Source organism: Paenibacillus sp. P2(2022), assembly GCF_029522175.1.
Taxonomy (GTDB): domain Bacteria; phylum Bacillota; class Bacilli; order Paenibacillales; family Paenibacillaceae; genus Paenibacillus; species Paenibacillus polymyxa.
Genome location: NZ_JAKWFI010000006.1, coordinates 94,662 through 114,536, shown reverse-complemented (window position 1 = coordinate 114,536; position 19,875 = coordinate 94,662). Strand labels below are relative to the sequence as shown.

The 19,875-nt window shown below is 46.8% G+C and carries 15 protein-coding genes; all 15 read left to right on the top strand.

Going from position 1 to position 19,875, the window contains the following annotated elements; translation table 11 throughout:
* Positions 1-102: 102 nt before the first annotated feature.
* The 15 genes from MMB75_RS19175 to MMB75_RS19105 all read left to right on the top strand — a co-directional run bounded on the left by MMB75_RS19175 (position 103) and on the right by MMB75_RS19105 (position 19,789).
* The gene (locus tag MMB75_RS19175; RefSeq protein ID WP_017425545.1) at positions 103-1,044 is read left to right on the top strand and encodes a glycosyltransferase family 2 protein; all 942 of its coding nucleotides are present in this window, start codon (positions 103-105) and stop codon (positions 1,042-1,044) included.
* Between the two features lie 39 nt (positions 1,045-1,083).
* Positions 1,084-2,037 carry a glycosyltransferase family 2 protein gene (locus MMB75_RS19170; protein ID WP_016820343.1) on the top strand — a complete coding sequence of 318 codons (954 nt, stop codon included), beginning with the start codon at positions 1,084-1,086 and terminating at the stop codon, positions 2,035-2,037.
* A gap of 73 nt (positions 2,038-2,110) precedes the next feature.
* Positions 2,111-3,490: a lipopolysaccharide biosynthesis protein gene (locus MMB75_RS19165; RefSeq protein WP_013373123.1), complete on the top strand. Its 1,380-nt coding sequence runs from the start codon at positions 2,111-2,113 to the stop codon at positions 3,488-3,490.
* Positions 3,465-4,439: a polysaccharide pyruvyl transferase family protein gene (locus MMB75_RS19160; protein WP_016820342.1), complete on the top strand. Its 975-nt coding sequence runs from the start codon at positions 3,465-3,467 to the stop codon at positions 4,437-4,439. Before MMB75_RS19165 ends, MMB75_RS19160 begins: the two co-directional genes overlap by 26 nt.
* 302 nt (positions 4,440-4,741) lie before the next feature.
* The gene (def, locus tag MMB75_RS19155) at positions 4,742-5,323 is read left to right on the top strand and encodes a peptide deformylase (protein WP_045245011.1); all 582 of its coding nucleotides are present in this window, start codon (positions 4,742-4,744) and stop codon (positions 5,321-5,323) included.
* A gap of 125 nt (positions 5,324-5,448) precedes the next feature.
* Complete coding sequence (locus MMB75_RS19150) at positions 5,449-7,239, top strand: cache domain-containing sensor histidine kinase (RefSeq protein WP_045245012.1); 1,791 nt, start codon at positions 5,449-5,451, stop codon at positions 7,237-7,239.
* Positions 7,232-8,881, top strand: a complete 1,650-nt coding sequence (locus MMB75_RS19145) for a response regulator transcription factor (RefSeq protein ID WP_045245013.1) — start codon at positions 7,232-7,234, stop codon at positions 8,879-8,881. Before MMB75_RS19150 ends, MMB75_RS19145 begins: the two co-directional genes overlap by 8 nt.
* A 404-nt stretch (positions 8,882-9,285) precedes the next feature.
* A complete protein-coding gene (locus MMB75_RS19140) occupies positions 9,286-10,692 on the top strand; it encodes a cytochrome ubiquinol oxidase subunit I (protein WP_045245014.1) in 1,407 nt (468 codons plus the stop codon).
* Positions 10,679-11,692: a cytochrome d ubiquinol oxidase subunit II gene (cydB, locus tag MMB75_RS19135; RefSeq protein WP_080942706.1), complete on the top strand. Its 1,014-nt coding sequence runs from the start codon at positions 10,679-10,681 to the stop codon at positions 11,690-11,692. The genes MMB75_RS19140 and cydB overlap by 14 nt, the downstream gene beginning before the upstream one ends.
* The gene (cydD, locus tag MMB75_RS19130) at positions 11,692-13,455 is read left to right on the top strand and encodes a thiol reductant ABC exporter subunit CydD (RefSeq protein WP_045245016.1); all 1,764 of its coding nucleotides are present in this window, start codon (positions 11,692-11,694) and stop codon (positions 13,453-13,455) included. Before cydB ends, cydD begins: the two co-directional genes overlap by 1 nt.
* A complete protein-coding gene (gene cydC / locus MMB75_RS19125) occupies positions 13,433-15,235 on the top strand; it encodes a thiol reductant ABC exporter subunit CydC (RefSeq protein WP_045245017.1) in 1,803 nt (600 codons plus the stop codon). The genes cydD and cydC overlap by 23 nt, the downstream gene beginning before the upstream one ends.
* Before the next feature lie 141 nt (positions 15,236-15,376).
* The gene (locus MMB75_RS19120) at positions 15,377-15,793 is read left to right on the top strand and encodes a cupredoxin domain-containing protein (protein ID WP_025365853.1); all 417 of its coding nucleotides are present in this window, start codon (positions 15,377-15,379) and stop codon (positions 15,791-15,793) included.
* A 307-nt stretch (positions 15,794-16,100) separates the two neighbouring features.
* Entirely contained in the window at positions 16,101-17,114 is a 1,014-nt protein-coding gene (locus tag MMB75_RS19115; RefSeq protein WP_025365852.1) for an ABC transporter permease, read from the top strand.
* Positions 17,115-17,129: 15 nt separating this feature from the next.
* Entirely contained in the window at positions 17,130-18,032 is a 903-nt protein-coding gene (locus tag MMB75_RS19110) for a carbohydrate ABC transporter permease (protein ID WP_016820331.1), read from the top strand.
* A gap of 62 nt (positions 18,033-18,094) precedes the next feature.
* A complete protein-coding gene (locus MMB75_RS19105; protein ID WP_277509842.1) occupies positions 18,095-19,789 on the top strand; it encodes an ABC transporter substrate-binding protein in 1,695 nt (564 codons plus the stop codon).
* The last annotated feature ends 86 nt before the right edge of the window (positions 19,790-19,875 follow it).

Sequence of the window (19,875 nt, the reverse complement as noted above, 5' to 3'; positions counted from 1 at the left end):
CAAACGCTGTCAAAGATACAATAAACATATATAATCCAGCAATTGGAAAAACTTTGAATATCTCTTCCAAAGCATCTGGATACACACACAGGAGGTAATGGCATGTCCGATGTCTCCATCATCATTTGTACCCGCAACCGGATCGAAGACCTGACACGCTGTATACAATCTATTGCTGCACAGCAACAATTGGAGCATACAGCTGTAGAACTGCTGATTGTTGATGACGGCGATATTTCCGACCAACAGATTGAACAGTACCGTCACATGGTGTCCGGATTGCCTCAAGGTGTTCTCAAATATTATAAAAAAAGTCGTCCCGGCGTTTGGTTATCCCGCTATGAGGCCTTGTCTCTCGTACGGTATGATATTGTGCTGTATTTTGACGATGATGCCGAACTGGACGATAAACTCTATATCCGGCGCTTGCTCGATACCTACGAACAGGATGACACGATTGTAGGTGTTGGAGGGATTGCAAAGGGACTACATTCAAGCCGGGCAGGAAAGCTGCTTGGCGTTTTGACTTTTCAGATGTCTTCTTCCCTTGGCAAGCTCTCGCCCAGTAGTCTGGCAGGTTCTTTGCTACGTTGGAGCGAAGCAACCGAGACTTTTGACACTGAATTTTTCCATGGCTGCAATATGTCATTTCGGAGGGATGCGCTTCGGGACATGAAGCCGTATCCGTGGATGACCAGCTATGCGGTGGCTGACGACTTATATATGTGCCAGTTAGCGAGCCGTTACGGCAAACTGGTGATTAATCCCGACTTAATGATCATCCATCATGAATCTCCAAGCTCGCGCGATAAGGCGGGCAAAGTAGCCAAGGCGACAGCGATTAACCACTATTATTTTCTTGCCCTGAAAAAGGCGGGATTTATCCAGTATGGAGCTCTTTTATGGACCTTAACCTACTTGATGCTCAAAGAAACGCTGCGCCGTAATTTTAACGCAGCAGATGGATACAAGCAGGGGGTGTTGTTCATTCTGAACCCGCGTAAGCAAAAATATAACGAATATTTAGGCCCGGCGGTTCAGTAATCTGCTTAATACACATTGACAGGATAAAGGGGGAGTATGATGTTAAGCTTGTCCATTGCTCTGTGCACCCGCAATCGGGTTGACGATCTGACCCGATGCATCAATTCAATTGCCATGGGGGGAGCACCAGAGGCATGTGAAACCGAGCTGTGGATTATTGATGACGGAAAACTGCCAAAGCATGTGCTGGAACGTTATGAGCATCAGTTGAGCAGAGCGGGAATTGCCTACCGATATCATCGTAAGGAGCAGCCCGGACTATGGTTATCACGTGTAAAGACGGTGGAGCTTGCGCAAGGTGACATCATTTTGTTCCTTGACGATGATGTTGAGCTGCCGAGCAACTACTTGAATGAGTTGATGCGCACCTATGAGGCGTATCCGCAGGCAGCTGGTGTTGGCGGCATAGCACAGGGAATGAGTAACAGCTTCATGGGTACAATTCGCTGCTTGCTTTCGTTCCAGCAATCTTTGTCCAAAGGGAGATTGTCCCTCAGCGGTCAGTCCGGCTCGATGTACAACTGGCATAAGGCCAAGAAGACGTTTAAGACCCAGTTTTTTCATGGTTGTAATATGTCATTTCGCCGTGATGCGATTCTAAGTCTGGAGCCGGTACCTTGGTTGCAAAGCTATAGCGTCGGCGAGGATTTATTACTTTCCCGTATCGCCATGAAAAGCGGTCCATTGTATATTAATCCGGCCCTTACGCTGCTTCACCATGAATCGCCGTCCTCGCGCGACAATATGGAACAGGTTACTTATATGCGGGTGATGAATCATATTCATCTACTACGTGACGAGGGATCTGGGCCGATCGGTTATGCAGCACTATATTGGACGACGTTGTATCAGATTTTAAGGGAGAGACCCAAAAAAAATCATAAAGCCATTCAAGGCTATAGAAGAGCACTGAAAGAGATTTTCTCAAGTACGAAGGAGCCTGTTAGCGGAGGACAGTTGTCTGAACGCAATTCCAAAAAAACGGTAGGCTGATGGAGGTGCGTCAAAAGACGCGATGTGAGCATAGAGACGAGAGGCTTAATAAGGAACAGGAGTTGGACGTAACATGAGCACATGGACAGCAGCAAGGAAAGTATTCACGGGTGACAGTCTCGCCAAAACGATCATGCGCACGAGCTTTAACAATTTTTTTGTGCTAATCGTCACGACCCTGACTTCCATCCTGACCGCACGTATGCTCGGAGTAGAGGGGAAAGGTGAACTGGCGGCTGTTCTGTTCTGGCCTACGCTGATCGGCAGTGTATTGAGCTTCGGCTTGCCAACCTCGTTAATTTATAACCTCAAGAAGAAAACAGGCACGACGGAAGAACTGCTGGCGTTGTCGCTCTGGATTCAGTTGCCTGCCAGTCTGTTGGCAGGAGCGGTGGCCTGGATATGTATGCCGCTGTGGCTGAATGGCTATGGTGCAGACATTATCCAACTGTCGCAGATTTATTGTGCGGCAGCAGTACCGTTAGCGGTGCTTACAGCACTTACGACGGCATTATCGCAAGGACTGGATCGGTTTAGCGTATATAACGGCCTGCTGTTTTACTATCCGTTACTGAATTTCATCGGTCTAGTGACCCTGTGGCTGATGGGCTTACTCAATGTGCAACTGGCGGGGGCAGTGAATTTTGCCGCGAGTTTCCTTGCGCTCATGTGGGCGTTCCTCCGATTGCGCAAGCATATGAACCTACGCGCATTTCGTCCGTTGACCAGCCGCCAAGTGCTGCGCCCTTATTATAGCTATGGAGCGCGGGTGTATGGGATGGAGTTGATGGGAACGCTGTCCACACAAACGGACAAAATCGTCATTGTGGCGCTGCTGTCACCCAAAGCGTTCGGTCTGTACTCTGTTGTCTACGCCTTGTCCCGTGTGTTCAATGTGGTGCAAAATGCCGTCACTAATGTAACCTTCCCGAAAGTGACAGGGATGGAACACAGCAAAATTGTCGAAACGGTGGGTCGTGCTTTTCGCATCTCCATGGCTGCGATGCTCATCGTCATTGTGCCAGCTCTCTTTATTGGTCGATACATGCTGGGTTTGCTGTACGGGCCCGCTTTTCTGGAAGCATCGCTAACGTTCTACCTGCTATCACTGGAATGTATTATCGGTGGTGGCTCATGGATTCTGGCTTCGGCTTTTAACGCACTCGGTCGTCCGGGACTGGTATTGTTCCGGCAAATTGTGGCCTATGCGATCACCGTCGGTCTGTTTTTTATTTGTACACCGATCTTCGGTTTGGACGGCATTGCTATTGCTTTGCTTGTAGGTGCTTGTGTACGTTTAGCGTTCTCGTTGTTCTCGTTCCCAATGTTTTTCAATGTTCCGCTCTCACGGATCATTTTTGATAAAAGTGATATTACATTTGTCTTGCAGACTATACAAAAGAAGCGCAGGAAGGGAGAACTGAAAGATGCCGAATTCGCATCCCATGGCTAAACTGAAAAATAAGCTGAGCGTCATTCTCGACGTAGTCCCTCAAGGTTCGAACATTATTTATGTCGATTATCCCGTCTATAATAACGGTGGGGACGTACTGATCATGAAAGGCACCGAAGCGTTCTTTAAGGATAATGGCATTCGTGTCCGTGCCCGTTATAGCGCCATGGATATTCCCGATCAGCTTCATATTCCGGGCGACTGGATTATCGTATGCCACGGCGGTGGCAACTTTGGCGATCTATATTCAAATCACCAAAATTTGCGGGAACGCATCGTTCGTGATTTCCCTAACCACCGAATTGTAATCATGCCGCAGACGATCCACTTCCAGTCTGAACAAAAGGCTAATGAGGTGGCGGCTCTGTTTAATGCCCACCCGGATCTACATATGTTTGTGCGGGATACACGCTCTTATCAGTGGGCTAAGGATAAACTGAATCAGTGCAGCATCACATTATGTCCTGATATGGCGCACCAGCTGTGGCCATTGAAGCCGACTACGGAAACCGTGAAGGACGTATTGTACTTCCTGCGTACAGATATTGAAACGGTAGGAGGACAAAAGAAATTCGATGACGAGGCTGATGCCTCACACCGTCTGGACTGGGATACTTTATTCACTCCGCTGGAAGTGAAGGGGATCGTCTATTTCCAAAAGTTTTACCGACTGAATAAGAAAATGGGCGGCCCGTTGCCTACGCGTACATTCTGGTACAAGTACACCGACCATCTTATGAACAAGGCGGTTACGCTGTTCAGCTCTTACCGCGAGGTTCGCACTTCACGGCTACACGGTCACATTCTGGCCTGCCTGCTTGATATGCCACATGTGGTCATCGACAATTCCTACGGCAAGAATTCGCAATATTATAATACCTGGACACAGCCGAATCCGAAGGCGAAGCTGTTCAGCGATACACCCGAAGCATTAGAACAGCCGTCTTAATCGTAAGAAAAACTATTTAGAGACCTCCTGAACACTTCATTGGTTTAGGAGGTTTTTGGTTCAGTGCTATAAGAACATAAGTATAATTTAATTAGATAAACAATTAAGGCAGTGAATATTTAATGGCTTTATATATAGAGGGCGCATCATGGCTTCTCTCTCCCATACCGCTCTATTTTGACAATTCATTTCATGAATAGATATAATTTATGGGATAAAACTTGCAGAAAAGCGGGGAATTCGCCAGCTTTTGCTGTACATCACATGATCGTATATTTATTTAAATGAATCGAGGCTGACGAATGAGCAATCAATCGATGGACATGCTTCTCCCGAAGGATATCGTGCGTGAAGGGGAACCGATTTTGCGCACAAAGGTTGATCCGGTATGTCTGCCGCTGTCTGAAGAGGATCTTCAACAGATGCAATGGATGCTGGATTACCTGAAAAATAGCCAAAATGAAGAGCTGGCCACCCGCTATGAGCTGCGCCCGGGTGTAGGGCTATCCGCCAACCAGGTTGGGTTGAATAAAAGAATGTGTGCTATTTATTATGAAGATGGAGACAAAACGGTAGAATATGGCCTGTTTAACCCGAAGCTGGTCAGCCATTCTACATCCATGATTTACTTGGAACAGGGTGAGGGATGCTTGTCTGTAGATCGGTACATACCCGGATATGTACCACGTTACGAGAAGATTCGCATCAAGGCCAATTTACCGGACGGAACTCAGGAACTGTTAACGTTTAAGGGTTATGCAGCGATTGTCGTGCAGCATGAAATGGACCATCTGGATGGCATTATGTTCTATGACCGTATCAACCCGGAAGATCCGTATAAGCTGCCACAGGGAGTGCATATCGAACCTTTTGTACGTAAATAGTTCGTGATCCGTAAAGTGTGGTGACTCCGTTCACCACCTTTTTATTTGGCAAGAAAATATGGATATAAATGTTGTGAAGCTTTAAACTGAAAATATGTAAGCGCTTATCTCACAGGAGGGATGGCATGTATCGTGGAGTAAGGCATCTGATGAATAATATGCGTATGCGGAATAAGTTGCTCTTCTCCTACGTACTGATTGTCATGATCCCAGTGCTGTTGGTGGGCGGCTGCGTTATTTTTTATTTGCGAGAGCAGGCACTGGACAGTGCGATTGCCCAGACGGTAAATAATGTGGAAAAGATTAAGAGCCAAACAGCAAATTTATTACGTGTGCCAACAGATATTTCAAATGGGCTAATGTTCGATAAAAGGCTAAAGGAGATGGCGAACCGCCGTTATCCCGGCATGGTGGAGCTCATGAATGCGTACCATCAATACAAGGATTTTAATGAGTACACCCAGCAATATAGAGAGGTTGCTACTATCCGGTTCTATTCTTACAATCCGACGTTGGTCAACAATCTGGAGTTTATTCCTGTGGACTCTAACATTGAGCGGCAGCCGTGGTTCCAGGAGGCTTTGAAGGGGACGGCGATTAACTGGTTTTACATTCAGGATAAGGAGGATAACCCAGTTAATCGCCTCAGCCTAGTACGGCAAATTCCTTTTCCCGAATACAATTCCAAGGGAGTTCTGATGATTGCACTGAGTCAGACCGAGTTGAATCATATGCTGAGCAAGGAGCCCTTTGAAACCTTGATTGCGGATCGTAACGGAATTGTGGTCGCAGCTACCCATCCGCAGTCAGTAGGTCGGACGTTGACGGATTTACATTTAGGCTTTGATGTCCAGCGTGCAGGTAAGGGGATATATGAAGCAAAAATTAACGGAACGCTCTCGAACATTATTGTGGATGAGCTGCTGCCAACCTCAAGTGTGAGCGGATTGACGATTATTTCGGTGTTTTCAACGGAACATATCGTGCAGGGGGCAAACCGGGTCAGCCTGATTGGTGCATTATGTGTACTAGCGGTACTCATCATGGCGCTGATTCTGATTACCATCATTTCCTGGCTTATTACCAAACGGCTCCAGCGGCTGAGCTATGAGCTGGGTCAGGTAGCTGCGGGTGATTTTCATGTGGTATCAAGTGTGGAGGGAAGGGACGAGATCGGTGATTTATCCCGCCGTTTCAACTACATGGTGAGTAGTATCCGCCAGCTTATGGCCCAGGTCTATGAAACGAGTGAACATAATAATAAGCTTGAATTGGCACAAAAGGATATCAAGCTAAAAATGATGGCAAGCCAAATTAATCCGCATTTTCTGTTTAACGCGTTAGAATCCATTCGAATGAAAGCACACCTGAATGGGGAGGCGGAGATAGCAACGACGGTTCGTTTGCTTGGCAGGCTGATGCGCAGGAATCTGGAGATTGGCAGTGGTAAAACAACCGTATTACAGGAGCTGGATATGGTGCGATCCTATTTGCAAATTCAGCAGTTCAGGTTTGGAAATCGTTTGGTCTATGAAGTGAATTTGGAAGAAAGCGCGAAGGACATGTCGATTCCTCCCTTAATCATACAACCGTTAGTGGAAAATGCAGTCATTCATGGCCTAGAAAATAAGGAAGAACCAGTTACCGTAAAGGTAGATATCACAATAGAACAAAGAGAGCTGCACATTAAAGTGGCTGATGATGGAATTGGCATGGAGGAAGAGCAACTGACCCGTCTGTTGGATCGGATCACGGGTGCGGAGGAGCCGGAAGGGAGCAGTATTGGTCTACGCAATGTTCATCAACGTCTGACATTGATGTATGGTGAACGTTATGGTCTGCATATTGAAAGCGCATTACAGGTAGGAACAACCGTATACTTTTCCATACCAAGGGAGGAAGCGTCGAATGTATAAAGCGATGATTGTAGATGATGAGCCTGCGATTCGTGAAGGACTGTCTTCCATTATTGACTGGGGAGATTGTGGCTTTCGCATCGTCGATACGGCTGAGAACGGACGCGAGGCTTTGGAAAAGTTCGGAGAGCATCGACCGGAACTGGTCATTGTAGATATTCGTATGCCTGGGATGAGTGGGTTGGAGGTTATACAAAGCATACGCCAAATGAATGGGGAGCCGTATCACTTTCTCATTTTAAGCGGATATGCAGACTTTAATTATGCTAGGCAAGCCATGGGATTCGGGGTGGATGGTTATTTATTGAAGCCCGTTGATGAGGAAGAAATGACGCTGGAGCTAAAGCGAGTACGGCAAAGCATTGAAAACGAAAAGGGAGATGGAAAGTGGGGGAGTCCGTCTTCGCATGAGCGCGATTGGATCGAAGCATTGCTGTTTCCGGTTCATGGAGAACATGCTCGTAATGCTGTAGAACCCAGCCATCGTGCATCCAAGCAGGCTGAACACCAAAACGGCGGTGGAAAACACGGACAACAGCCTGAATTACCAGCATTGGACTGGAGTAGCTATCAGGTGATTCTGCTGGATTTGCGTATACCTGACTGGGATCGGCAAGCCCGGCAGTTGGCAGCAAAGCAGCGGCTGGCCGAATTGTGTCGTGAACAGGGTAGAGGCATTGTGTTTGAGGCTGGAATATATACGGGCCTATTGCTTCCCGCCATGTTAAAAACGGAAAAAGATGCTGCTCAGTTGCTGGCTGCATGGCGACAGGAGCTAAAACCGTGGGTAAATGAAATCTATGGGGCTGCCGGGGCTCCGGTAGACATTCTTAGGGATATCCCCAGATCTTTTGAGCAGGCGTTACGATTATTGGAGCGTATGTTTTTGTTCCGGGCAGAAAGAGTCATGCTTCCCGGAGACCTACATGAATGGGAGACAGTCCCTGCTCACATGAATGAAGCGTCTGACAGAGCATCAGATGATCCCATGCGTTATGCAGAAAAGCTGTACTACGCGCTGGATATGGCTAATGGTAGAGCGGCGACCCGTGTCATTAAGGACATGGAAGTCCAATTTCCCCAGATTTATCGTACAGAATCTGCAATCAAGGCGGCCTTCGCTCAGACATTCACACTCGCACTGAACAAATATGCAGCTGGACAGGAACACAGCCGGACCGTGCTGGAGGAGCATTCCAACTTGATTACCAATGTATATGCCTATTCAACATTGGGCGAGCTGGTGGATCACTCGCTCGAACATGTGTTGCAGTGGATTGGACAGACTGATACGGGTGGCAAGGAGATCATCATGAAGCAAATGATTGACTTTATACATGGTCATTATGATGAAAATTTGCGACTGGAGTTGCTGGCAGATATGTTCAATTACAATAGTGGGTATTTGGGCAAACTGTTCAAAAGTCATACAGGCGAGGCCTTTAATGCCTACCTGGATAAGGTAAGGATTGAGGGAGCAAGGGAATTGCTTGCACAGGGGATTAAGGTACACCAAGTGGCGGGCCGTGTGGGGTATGCGAATGCAGATTATTTTCATAGTAAATTTAAAAAGTATGTTGGAATGTCACCTTCCTCTTACCGTAATCAGGTCCAAAAGAACGGAGGAACAGATGGCTGTTGATCGATTCCCTAGGTTTAACGTTATGAAGTCTCTCTTGCAGATGTCGGAGGTATATCCTCCGAATGAAGAGAGGCTCTTTTTTTATATATTGAAAAAAGACGGATCAATAGAAAATGTCACATTGAATATGGATTTTAGGGCATTTTCATAAAAATGTCATCGTTATGACACAACTTTGACACGATGTTCACATTTTTGATTCTATTTCATTTAAATTTATTCTATATAATGGGGATAATCTGAAGCCCGGTTATGGCAACCATGGGGAAGTTAGCTAAGTGAGTCATTTCCTAAAAAAGTGACGGTTTCATATGTAACAATGTGAATACAATCACAAATATAAAAGACTTCAGATCACAAACATTAAATCATTGTTAAGGGAAGTACAGAGGAGGAGCAGCATCATGGACGTATTGGATTTGGCACGGTTGCAGTTTGCAACCACTACGATTCTTCATTTTGTTTATGTGCCAATCTCCATTGGATTGTCATTGTTGGTGGCAATTATGGAGACTATGTATGTTATCAAGAAAAAAGACTTGTACAAAAAAATGGCTCAATTCTGGGGAACGTTTCTGCTGATTAACTTTGCGCTGGGCGTAGTTACCGGAATTTTGCAGGAGTTCCAGTTCGGAATGAATTGGTCGGACTTTTCCCGTTTTGTCGGTGATGTATTTGGTACACCGCTAGCCATTGAAGCATTGCTTGCATTTTTTCTGGAATCAACCTTTATCGGCCTATGGGTATTCGGCTGGGAAAGACTATCCAAAACTGTCCATTTAGTTTGCATGTGGCTAGTAGCGATTGGTACGATGCTCTCGGCTTTGTGGATTTTGGCTGCTAATTCATTCATGCAACGTCCCGTAGGATATGGGGTTGTAAATGGCCGGGCAGAAATGCAAGATTTTGCTGCTTTGTTAACGAACGAGCAGCTTTTGTGGGAGTATCCTCACACCATCTTTGCTGCTATTGCAACTGGAGCTTTCCTCGTAGCAGGGATTAGTGCTTGGAAGCTGATGCATAAAAAGAATATGGACTTCTTTAAACCTTCTTTTAAATTGAGCATTATAGTTGCATTAATCTGTGCCATTGCTATTCCTTTGTTTGGTCATGGACAGGCTCAATATTTGATCAAAACACAGCCCATGAAGATGGCAGCCAGTGAAGCTCTGTGGGGAGACAGTGGCGATCCAGCGCCTTGGACGATTATTGCCAATATTGATCCTGATAAGCAGGAAAATACCTTTGAGATTAAGGTTCCGTTTGCACTGAGCTTTCTGTCGTATAGCAAGTTTTCCGGCTCTGTGCCTGGTATGAAGGAGCTTCAAGCACAGTATGAAAAGACCTACGGTCCGGGTGATTATATTCCGCCTGTCCGTACGACCTTCTGGAGCTTCCGCATTATGATTGCGGCAGGATGTGCCATGATCGCACTTGCTCTGTACGGAGCTTATCTGAGTTTTCGACAAAAATTGGAGGGCTCCCATCGTTGGTTCTTCCGTCTTATGCTGTGGGGGATATCACTCCCGTTCATTGGCAATACCGCGGGCTGGATCATGACAGAAATGGGACGTCAGCCGTGGACTGTATTTGGTTTGCTGCAAACAAAAGATTCCGTTTCACCTACCGTTGTAGCAGGAGAAGTGTTGTTCTCACTGATTGCATTTACGTCGCTGTATCTCATTTTAACGGGTGTACTGGCATTCCTGTTTGCTCGCACCGCTCGTAAAGGCCCAGATATGGAGCCGCATCAGCATACGGTAATTCATGATCCATTTGCTCAAGGGGGTGGCAGCATTGACGTTAAATGATTTATGGTTCTTATTGATCGCTGTGCTGTTTACAGGCTTCTTTTTTCTAGAGGGCTTTGATTTTGGCGTGGGTATGGCTACTGGATTAGTGCCGCGCAATGACCAACAAAAACGTTTAATGATCAATACGATTGGTCCATTCTGGGATGCCAATGAAGTGTGGCTGATTACAGCAGCAGGTGCGATGTTTGCCGCTTTCCCGCATTTTTATGCAACGATGTTCAGCGGATATTATCTGGTATTTGTGTTTATTTTGCTAGGCTTGATTTTGCGAGGAGTCTCCTTTGAGTTCCGTGGCAAGGCTGAAGGGAAAGGGTGGACAGGAACGTGGGATGCTTGCATTCTGATTGGCAGCTTCCTGCCACCGATGCTGTTTGGTATGGCCTTTGCCGCTTTAGTGAAGGGTGTACCTATTCAGCAAAACATGGATCTGAAAGCCGGATTCTTGGATGTGTTCAATGGATACACCGTATGGATTGGACTGACCGTGGTCGGAATGTGCCTTATGCACGGGCTGACGTTCATTTCTCTGCGGACGATTGGTGAAGTAAGGGATCGTGCTCGTGTGATCGCGTCCAAATTTCTTCCGGTGTTGGGGATTTTGCTTGCTGGTATGGTGGTATGGACTTATTTTGCAACGGATTTATTTGCACGTCGCGGTCCCTTTATGTATGTTGCGGTTGCAGTGGGGATGGTTGCCTATGTGCTAACATGGTATTTCCTGAAGCAGCGCCGCGAAGGATGGGCTTTCGGGATGACAGGTGCCATCATTTTGCTAAGCTTCGTCTCGTTATTCGTTGGATTGTTCCCAAGATTTATGGTGAGCTCGATCAACAGTGCTTTTGATTTGACGATATATAATGCAAGCTCCAGTCCTTACACATTGAAAAATATGACGATTGTTGCAGCAACGCTTTTACCCTTTGTGTTGGCTTATCAGGCGTGGAGCTATTTTGTTTTCCATAAGCGTCTCAGTGAGAAGGATCATCTGGAATACTAATGGATAAAGCCTGGTTTGAATTAAAGGGCATTCGGCCAGTAATGCTGCTGCTGGCCGCCCTTTCCCTGCTCCAGGGAGCAGCGGTAATTGCACAAGCCATCTTTTTGGCAAAGACTGTTACGATTTTATTTGAACACAATCCGCTGGTAATGGCTTGGCCATCGCTGGCGTTGTTTTTCGCGTCTTTTGCAGTGAGGCATACGACGATCTGGCTGCAACGCCGGACAGCCGGTCGTTTTGCCGAAGCAGCAGGCGCTTCCTTACGGGAGCGTCTGCTTGCGCGTTTGTTCGAGCGGGGCCCGGGCTTTGCTGCGCGGGAAGGAAGCGGCAAGTTGGTGACGCTAGCGCTGGATGGCGTGGATCGGGTTCGCAATTATTTGGAAATATCCATTCCTCGTATGATAGACATGATGGCTGTAACCTTACTTGTGCTTGTGTATGTTTTCACATTAGATCTGATTTCAGGTGTGATTTTGACAACTACGATGCCGATTCTGGTGGGCTTCTTTATTTTGCTGGGTTTGGCGGCGCGCAAGCAGGCAGACAAGCAGTGGCGTTCCTATCGTCTGTTATCACACCATTTCACGGATTCGTTGCGTGGGCTACAGACACTAAGGTTTTTGGGACGCAGTCGGGCGCATGGGGAAACCGTAGGGAAGGTCAGCGACCAGTATCGTACAGCCACGATGCGTACGCTGCGGGTAGCGTTTCTTTCTTCATTTGCCCTCGATTTTTTCAGTATGCTGTCGGTCGCTTTTGTAGCGGTAGGCTTGGGTCTGCGTCTGATTAGTGGTTCAGTGGGACTGGAGGCAGCGCTTGCGGTGCTTATTCTGGCACCGGAATATTTTATGCCTATACGCCAGTTGGGATCAGACTATCACGCCTCATTGGATGGTAAAGAGGCTTGGGGAGCGATTCGCTCGATTCTCGGTGCAGAAGAAGAAGTGACGGAGACGAATGCACAGACAGTTCATGATAAAGGATTAGACATCACGGGGCAGGACATCCTCAAGCTGTCTGATGTGTGTTTACTTAATGAAGACGGCTCTGCCCGGCTAGAACATGTGTCTGCAAGTGTTGAACCGCACATGAACATGATCGGCATCGTCGGAGCGAGTGGTGCAGGCAAAACGACATTGCTTAGTCTGCTTGGCGGCTTTTCTGACCCGACTTCAGGTGAGGTGATCCTTGATGGATGCCGATTATCTGCGGATACCAAAGCTGAATGGCAGCGGCATATTGCCTATATTCCACAGCATCCTTACCTGTTTAGCGCTACTTTGGCAGATAATATTCGCTTTTATGAGCCGGAAGCATCCAACCAGCAGGTTGAGTGGGCGATTGATGCCGTCGGCCTACGTGAACTGGTGGATGGTCTTCCGGGTGGATTGAATGAGCCTATTGGGGAAGCAGGTCGGACATTGAGCGGAGGACAGGCGCAGCGGATTGCCTTGGCGCGCGCTTTGCTCAGTGACCGTCCGGTTATTTTATTGGATGAGCCTACGGCACATTTGGATATTGAGACAGAATGGGAATTAAAACAGACCATTTTGTCCGTATTGAAACACAAGAGGATGTTTCTTGCCACCCATCGGCTGCATTGGATGCCGGATATGGACTGTGTCTGGATGATGAATCAAGGTCGTCTGGAAGAGGTAGGTTCCCATCAGCAACTGGTTGCCCAGAAGGGAGAATATTACAGATTGCTAACGGGAATGTCGGAAGGAGGGGGCGGGCGATATGAGAGCAACGGACAATTGTAGCCAAGGCTGGTTTTTACCTTATCTGAAACACTATTTTTGGGCCTTTCTAGCAGCAGCTCTTTTGGGGGCGCTGTCCATTGGGTGTGCAGGCGCGCTGCTCTTTACGTCCGGCCATCTGATTACTCGTTCGGCCTTAAAACCTGAAAATATATTAATGGTGTATGTGCCCATTGTGCTTGTGCGAACGTTTGGTTTTAGTAAAGCCGTTATTCAGTATCTGGAACGCTTGGTAGGTCATGATGCTGCGCTGCGGCTTGTGTCTCGTATGCGGGTACGCTTGTATCGGGCAGTGGAACCGCAGGCGCTGATGATTCGCACCAAATTTCGTACAGGGGATCTATTGGGATTGCTGGCAGAGGATATTGAGCAGCTTCAAAATATCTATCTGAAGCTGGTTCTGCCTGCGTTATCGGCTTTGCTGATATATGCAACAGGCATCTTGGCGCTTGGCTGGATGGATGGAACATTTGCCTTGCTGATGGCGCTATATGGGGGATTTTTGCTTTTTATCGCCCCAGCTATCTCACTTTGGACCTCACTTGCCAAACGGCGTACGTTCAAGCAGGAACGGAGTAAATCTTATCAGGAACTGACGGATGCTTTGTTCGGCATGAGTGATCTGGTGCTGAGCGGACGAACTGGGCATTTCCTTAGCACCTTTACACAACGGCACAACAGGGTTGCCATGGTGGAAAATTCACTTCGCCGGAACGAGTGGCGTTCTCATTGGATCGCACAATGCTTTGTAGGTGGAGGAATTGTAATTATGACTGTGTGGGCCGGAGGACTGGTAGCACAGGGTCGCATTGAAGCGACATGGCTGGCATCCTTTGCGCTAGTAACTTTTCCGTTGCTGGATGCTTTCGTTCGCGCTGGGGAAGCGGTGGTTCATGCGCCGGAGTATCAGGATTCACTTCGACGGCTAAAGGATTCCGAGAAAGGTACATCTGCACTTGCAGTACGATCAGATGCAGGACAACCAGCAGCAGACGATGCAACAGATACTAAAAAGGAACAGGCTACCGCTCAGCAATTAAGCCATGGGGGAGACCTTCTGCTGAACAACGTAAGCTACCGCTATGCGGCAACGCAGGAATGGAGTGTGCGTAATATCTCCCTACACGTACCGCAGGGGGGCAAGGTTGCATTGCTTGGCCGCAGTGGTGCGGGTAAGTCTACGCTGCTGAATCTGATTCAAGGAGCATTGCAGCCTGATGAAGGCAGCGTCACTGTCGCAGGAGTGCCTGTATTTACAGGTGGAGCATACTCCAGTCTATTTGCGGTGCTAAACCAGCAACCGTATTTGTTCGATACGACGGTAGCAAACAATATTCGATTGGGACGACCCGACGCCACGCTGGATGAGGTTCGTGCAGTGACGGAGCAGGTAGGGCTTGGAACCCTGATTGATTCTTTACCAGAGGGTTACGATACAAGAATGCAGGAGACGGGTCTTCGCTTTTCCGGTGGAGAAAGACAGCGCATTGCACTGGCGCGGATTTTGTTGCAAAATCACCCAATTGTTTTGCTGGATGAGCCGACCGTGGGGCTTGATCCGCTGACGGAGCATGAACTTATGCAGACGATGTTTCGCGTGCTGGAAGGCAAAACATTGATCTGGATCACTCATCATCTCACAGGAATGAAGCATATGGATGAGGTGATCTTTATGGAACAAGGCACCATCTCCATGCGAGGCAGTCATGATGAGCTGTGGCGAGATCATACCCGATACCGTAATCTGTATAAGCTGGATCATCCGGTTCTGGAAAAACAGTAATGATCACCGTGTCGGATAATATGGTTCATCTGCTATAAGCTTTGAAACAAGGTATTTAAAATTTCGATTAACTTTTATATACTGGTTAGAGTTGATGCGTCACATGCTCATTAGACATTCAACTGGAGGGGGCTGAAAGAAATGAAAACACTCATCTCTAAACATTGGCATTTGATGCTGATTGGTTTTGTAGCCCTGATCATGGGCGGGTTTGTCTTGTTTTATTTTCAAGGGAGCGTGTCGTCGTTTCCGGCCAATCAATCTCAACAAGCTCAGGAAGAGCCAGATAAAACCAAATACGAGATTGTTACAGTGGGTGTAAAAGGGGACGGTTTCTATCCTAAAAATATTGAAGTGAAAGCCGGCGTTCCAACCAAGATCAATTTTAAAAAAATGACATCCTTTACTTGCATCGATGAAGTACAGTCGTTGAAGATCGGAATGGACGTTTACCTGGATCACGAAAATAATAATTTTACCGTCAAGGATTTAAAACCGGGGGTATATGAGTACAATTGCGGCATGTATATGTACTACGGGACGATCACGGTAAAATAAATCAAAAAAGCTTTCTGGCACATGGGGACTGACCCCATGGATGCTAGAAAGCTTTTTTCTTCCAACTAGGTGAATTGCGACAGTAAGTGTATATATACCATCACCCACCTGTGGTGCAATAAATTCAAGAAATCCGGGGACAACAGCGATGGGAAGCACCATCCGCATGTGTAGTGGCACGAATGTAAATCTTAATCCACTCCCCATATATCTAATTTTGAACTGATTTTTCTCCTAATTCGTCGGGTACCCGCTTTTGAGCCAGCAAAGTATGATAATAGTATCTAGAGATGAGGAGGAGCTTGTTATGGGATCTTCAACTGAAACCGCTTCCAACGCTGATGCTGTGATTCCTGAATCCAATCGGGGAAGACCGCGTAAGGCTCGCGGATCGAAGCCCGAACGCGGTGAAAAAGGCCTGTGGAACAGTGTGAAACAGCAAAAGTACCTTTATTTTATGTCCATTCCTTTCGTCATATGGGTGTTTGTTTTCAGTTATTTTCCACTATGGGGATGGACAATGGCGTTTCAAAAATATAAGCCAGCCAAATCGTTTTGGGATCAAAAGTGGGTAGGGTTAGACAACTTTATTGAGCTTTTTCAGGATGAACGTTTTTATCTGGTATTACGAAATACGCTGGCAATGAGCCTGATGGGTATTGTTTTTGGTTTTGTTGTACCGATCTTTTTTGCAATTCTGCTAAATGAGTTGCGTGGTATGCTGTTCAAGCGAGTTGTGCAGACAGTATCCTACCTCCCGCATTTTGTATCCTGGGTAGTTGTGGCCGGATTGGTGACGAAAATGCTGTCCATTGACGGTGGAATTGTTAACGATATTTTGGTAGCGCTTCATATTGTGGATGAACCGATTCAGTTTATGGCTAAGGGGAGTTGGTTTTGGTACATTGTAACCGCTTCCGACATATGGAAAGAGACAGGTTGGAATACGATTATTTATTTAGCTGCCATCACCGGAATTGACCAGGAACAATATGAAGCTTCACGTGTGGATGGGGCCAGCCGCTGGAGACAGATGTGGCATATTACATTGCCAGGTATCCGCTCGACCATCGCCATTCTGTTTATTATGGCGATTGGACATCTGGTCAGCAATGGTTTTGAAAAGCAGTTCTTACTTGGCAACAGTCTCGTAACGGATTATTCGGAAGTGCTGGATTTGTATGCACTGAATTACGGGATTAATCTGGGCCGCTTCTCTTACGGGACGGCAATAGGCATTTTCAACTCACTGGTTAGCATTCTGTTGTTGTTTACGGCGAACGGTATATTCAAAAAACTGACCAAAGAAAGCATCATGTAGGGAGGGAGAAGCGAAATGACGAATAAGGCATTTAATGCTACACGGTCAGAAAAGCTGTTTGACCTGTTCAACTATATCCTCATGGCTCTGATCGTGGTGTTGACGCTGTACCCGTTTCTGAACGTACTAGCGATTTCCCTGAACAATTCGACGGACACGGTTCGTGGCGGTATTTATATATGGCCTCGTCAGTTTACACTCGAAAATTACAAAACGATTTTCCAGTACGATGGCCTGCTTCGGGGTCTGCAGGTATCGATTTTACGTACAGTAGTTGGAACGGTGCTGGGACTCATCTGTGCTTCTATGCTTGCATTTACGCTGAGTCGGGTCGATTTCCGCGCGCGCAAGTTCATATCCACGTTTCTGGCGTTGACGATGTATTTTTCCGGCGGAATGGTGCCTGTGTTTATTTTGATGCGTGATTTACATTTGCTGGGCACGTTCTGGGTGTATATTTTTCCGGGGCTGATCAGCGCGTTTAATGTTTTTGTCATTCGTTCCTTTATGGATGGTTTGCCGTATGCGCTACAAGAGTCTGCCAAGCTGGATGGAGCCAATGACTTTACGATATATTGGAAGATTATTTTACCGCTGTGCAAGCCTGTGCTGGCGACAATTGCCCTTTTTTTAGCGGTAAATCAATGGAACGCATGGTTTGATACGTACTTGTACAATGGAACCGCCGCGCAGTGGACAACACTGCAATTTGAGCTGATGAAGATACTGCAAAGTACGCAGCAAGGCGGCGCCAATATGGCGAATAGCAACGATATGGCTAAGCAAATGGCTCAAATTTCGCCAGAGTCGATTAAAATGGCAATCACGATTACCGTCACGCTTCCGATTTTGCTCGTATATCCATTCCTACAAAAATATTTTGTAGGCGGTATGACACTGGGAGCTGTTAAATCATAACAATCCAATCGTAGCAGTCAATCCACAACGATAAAATCCTAGAAATGCAGGAGGTTTTGAACATGAAAAAACACTGGTCCAGATTTGCACTGATTCCCTTGCTCGCCGTATCACTTGCCGCACTCGCAGGTTGCGGTGGAAGCGATAAAACAGCGAAAGAAGGCTCATCCAGCGGCACAGACCCAATTACGTTTAGCTTCTTCGGAGCAGATACAAGCCCGCAATGGAATGGAATGAAAGATGAAATAGGCAAGGAAATCACCAAGAAAACAGGTGTAACCTTGAATGCGGAATTTGATGTCAGCGGCGGAGGTGGGGATGACCGGATTGCTTTGATGGCAGCAAGTGGGGAATACCCAGACCTGGTCTCTCCTAAAGCAAATATTAGCAAGCTTGTGGATGCGGGGGCTATGATTGATCTGACCGATCTGATCAACGATCACGCACCCAATCTCAAAAAGCTATACGGCCCCTATATGGATCGGCTGAAATACAGCAATAAGGATCAAGCCATCTATGTTATTCCTACGTATGCAGGGGTGGGACAGGAGAGTTTTGACGCGACGGGGGGATTTGAAATTCAGCATAAGGTGCTCAAGGAGCTGGGATATCCCAAGGTAAGAACATTGCAGGATTTTGAAAACGTGCTCAAAACCTATGTAGCCAAACATCCGACGATTAATGGCAAAAAAACGATCCCTCTCACGCTGGATGCGGACGACTGGAGAATTATGATTACCGTAACGAACCCTGCCTTCCAGACAACTGGAGCGCCGGATGATGGTGAATATTTTATTGATCCCAAAACTTTTGAAGCCAAGCTTCATTACAAACGTCCGGAAGAAAAAGAATATTTCCGTTGGTTAAACCACATGTACAATGAAGGGCTGCTCGATAAAGATTCGTTTGTGCAAAAAAGCGATCAATACAAATCCAAAATTGCCAGCGGTCGTGTTCTGGGTCTGATCGACCAGGAGTGGGGTTATCAGGATGCCGAAAATGCATTAAAAGCGTCAGGCAAGGCTGATGCCAGTTACGCGCATTTTCCAGTTACACTCTCAGAGGAGTACAAGGATCGTTCCTTTCAGGATACAGGTTTTGCGTCCGGTTATGGTGTAGGGATTACGGAAAGTTGCAAGGACCCGGTGCGGGCTATTAAATTTCTGGATTATTTAGCTTCCGATGAAGGACAGGTGCTAGTGAACTGGGGAATCGAAGGCAAGCACTATGAAATCAAAGACGGCAAACGCGTCATTCCTGCCGATGTATTGGATCAAAAAACGAACAATACAACCAGCTTCAATAAATCCACTGGAATAGACTTGTACACATTAATGAGCGGACACTATGGTGACGGAGTGAAGGACTCTACGGGTAACTACTACACTGCCAAATTCCCGGAACAAATTATCGCGGCTTATTCGAAGCCGGAGAAAGAATCAATGAAAGCGTATGGCGTAAAAACGTGGAAGGAACTGTTTCCAGGAAAAGAAGAATTTGATGTGAAGCCTTGGGGCGCAGCCTATAACCTGACGACAGACAATGAATCCAACTATAACGTTACATTTAAAAAGACGACAGACATAATCCGCAAACGTATACCGGAAGCCATTTTAACACCAGTTTCCAATTTTGATACGGTATACGACAACATGATTAAAGAACTGGATGCCGCCGGAGCTGTCCAAATGGAACAGCAATACACGCAACTGGTGAAGGACAGAGTGGAGTTATGGAGTGGGAAGGCTGCTAAATAACGAGTCCATATTTTCCAAACTTTGAAATCTCGGAGTGACAGAGCGCATGCGCCATGTGCAATATGGGGTTCAGCGCTTTGTCTGAC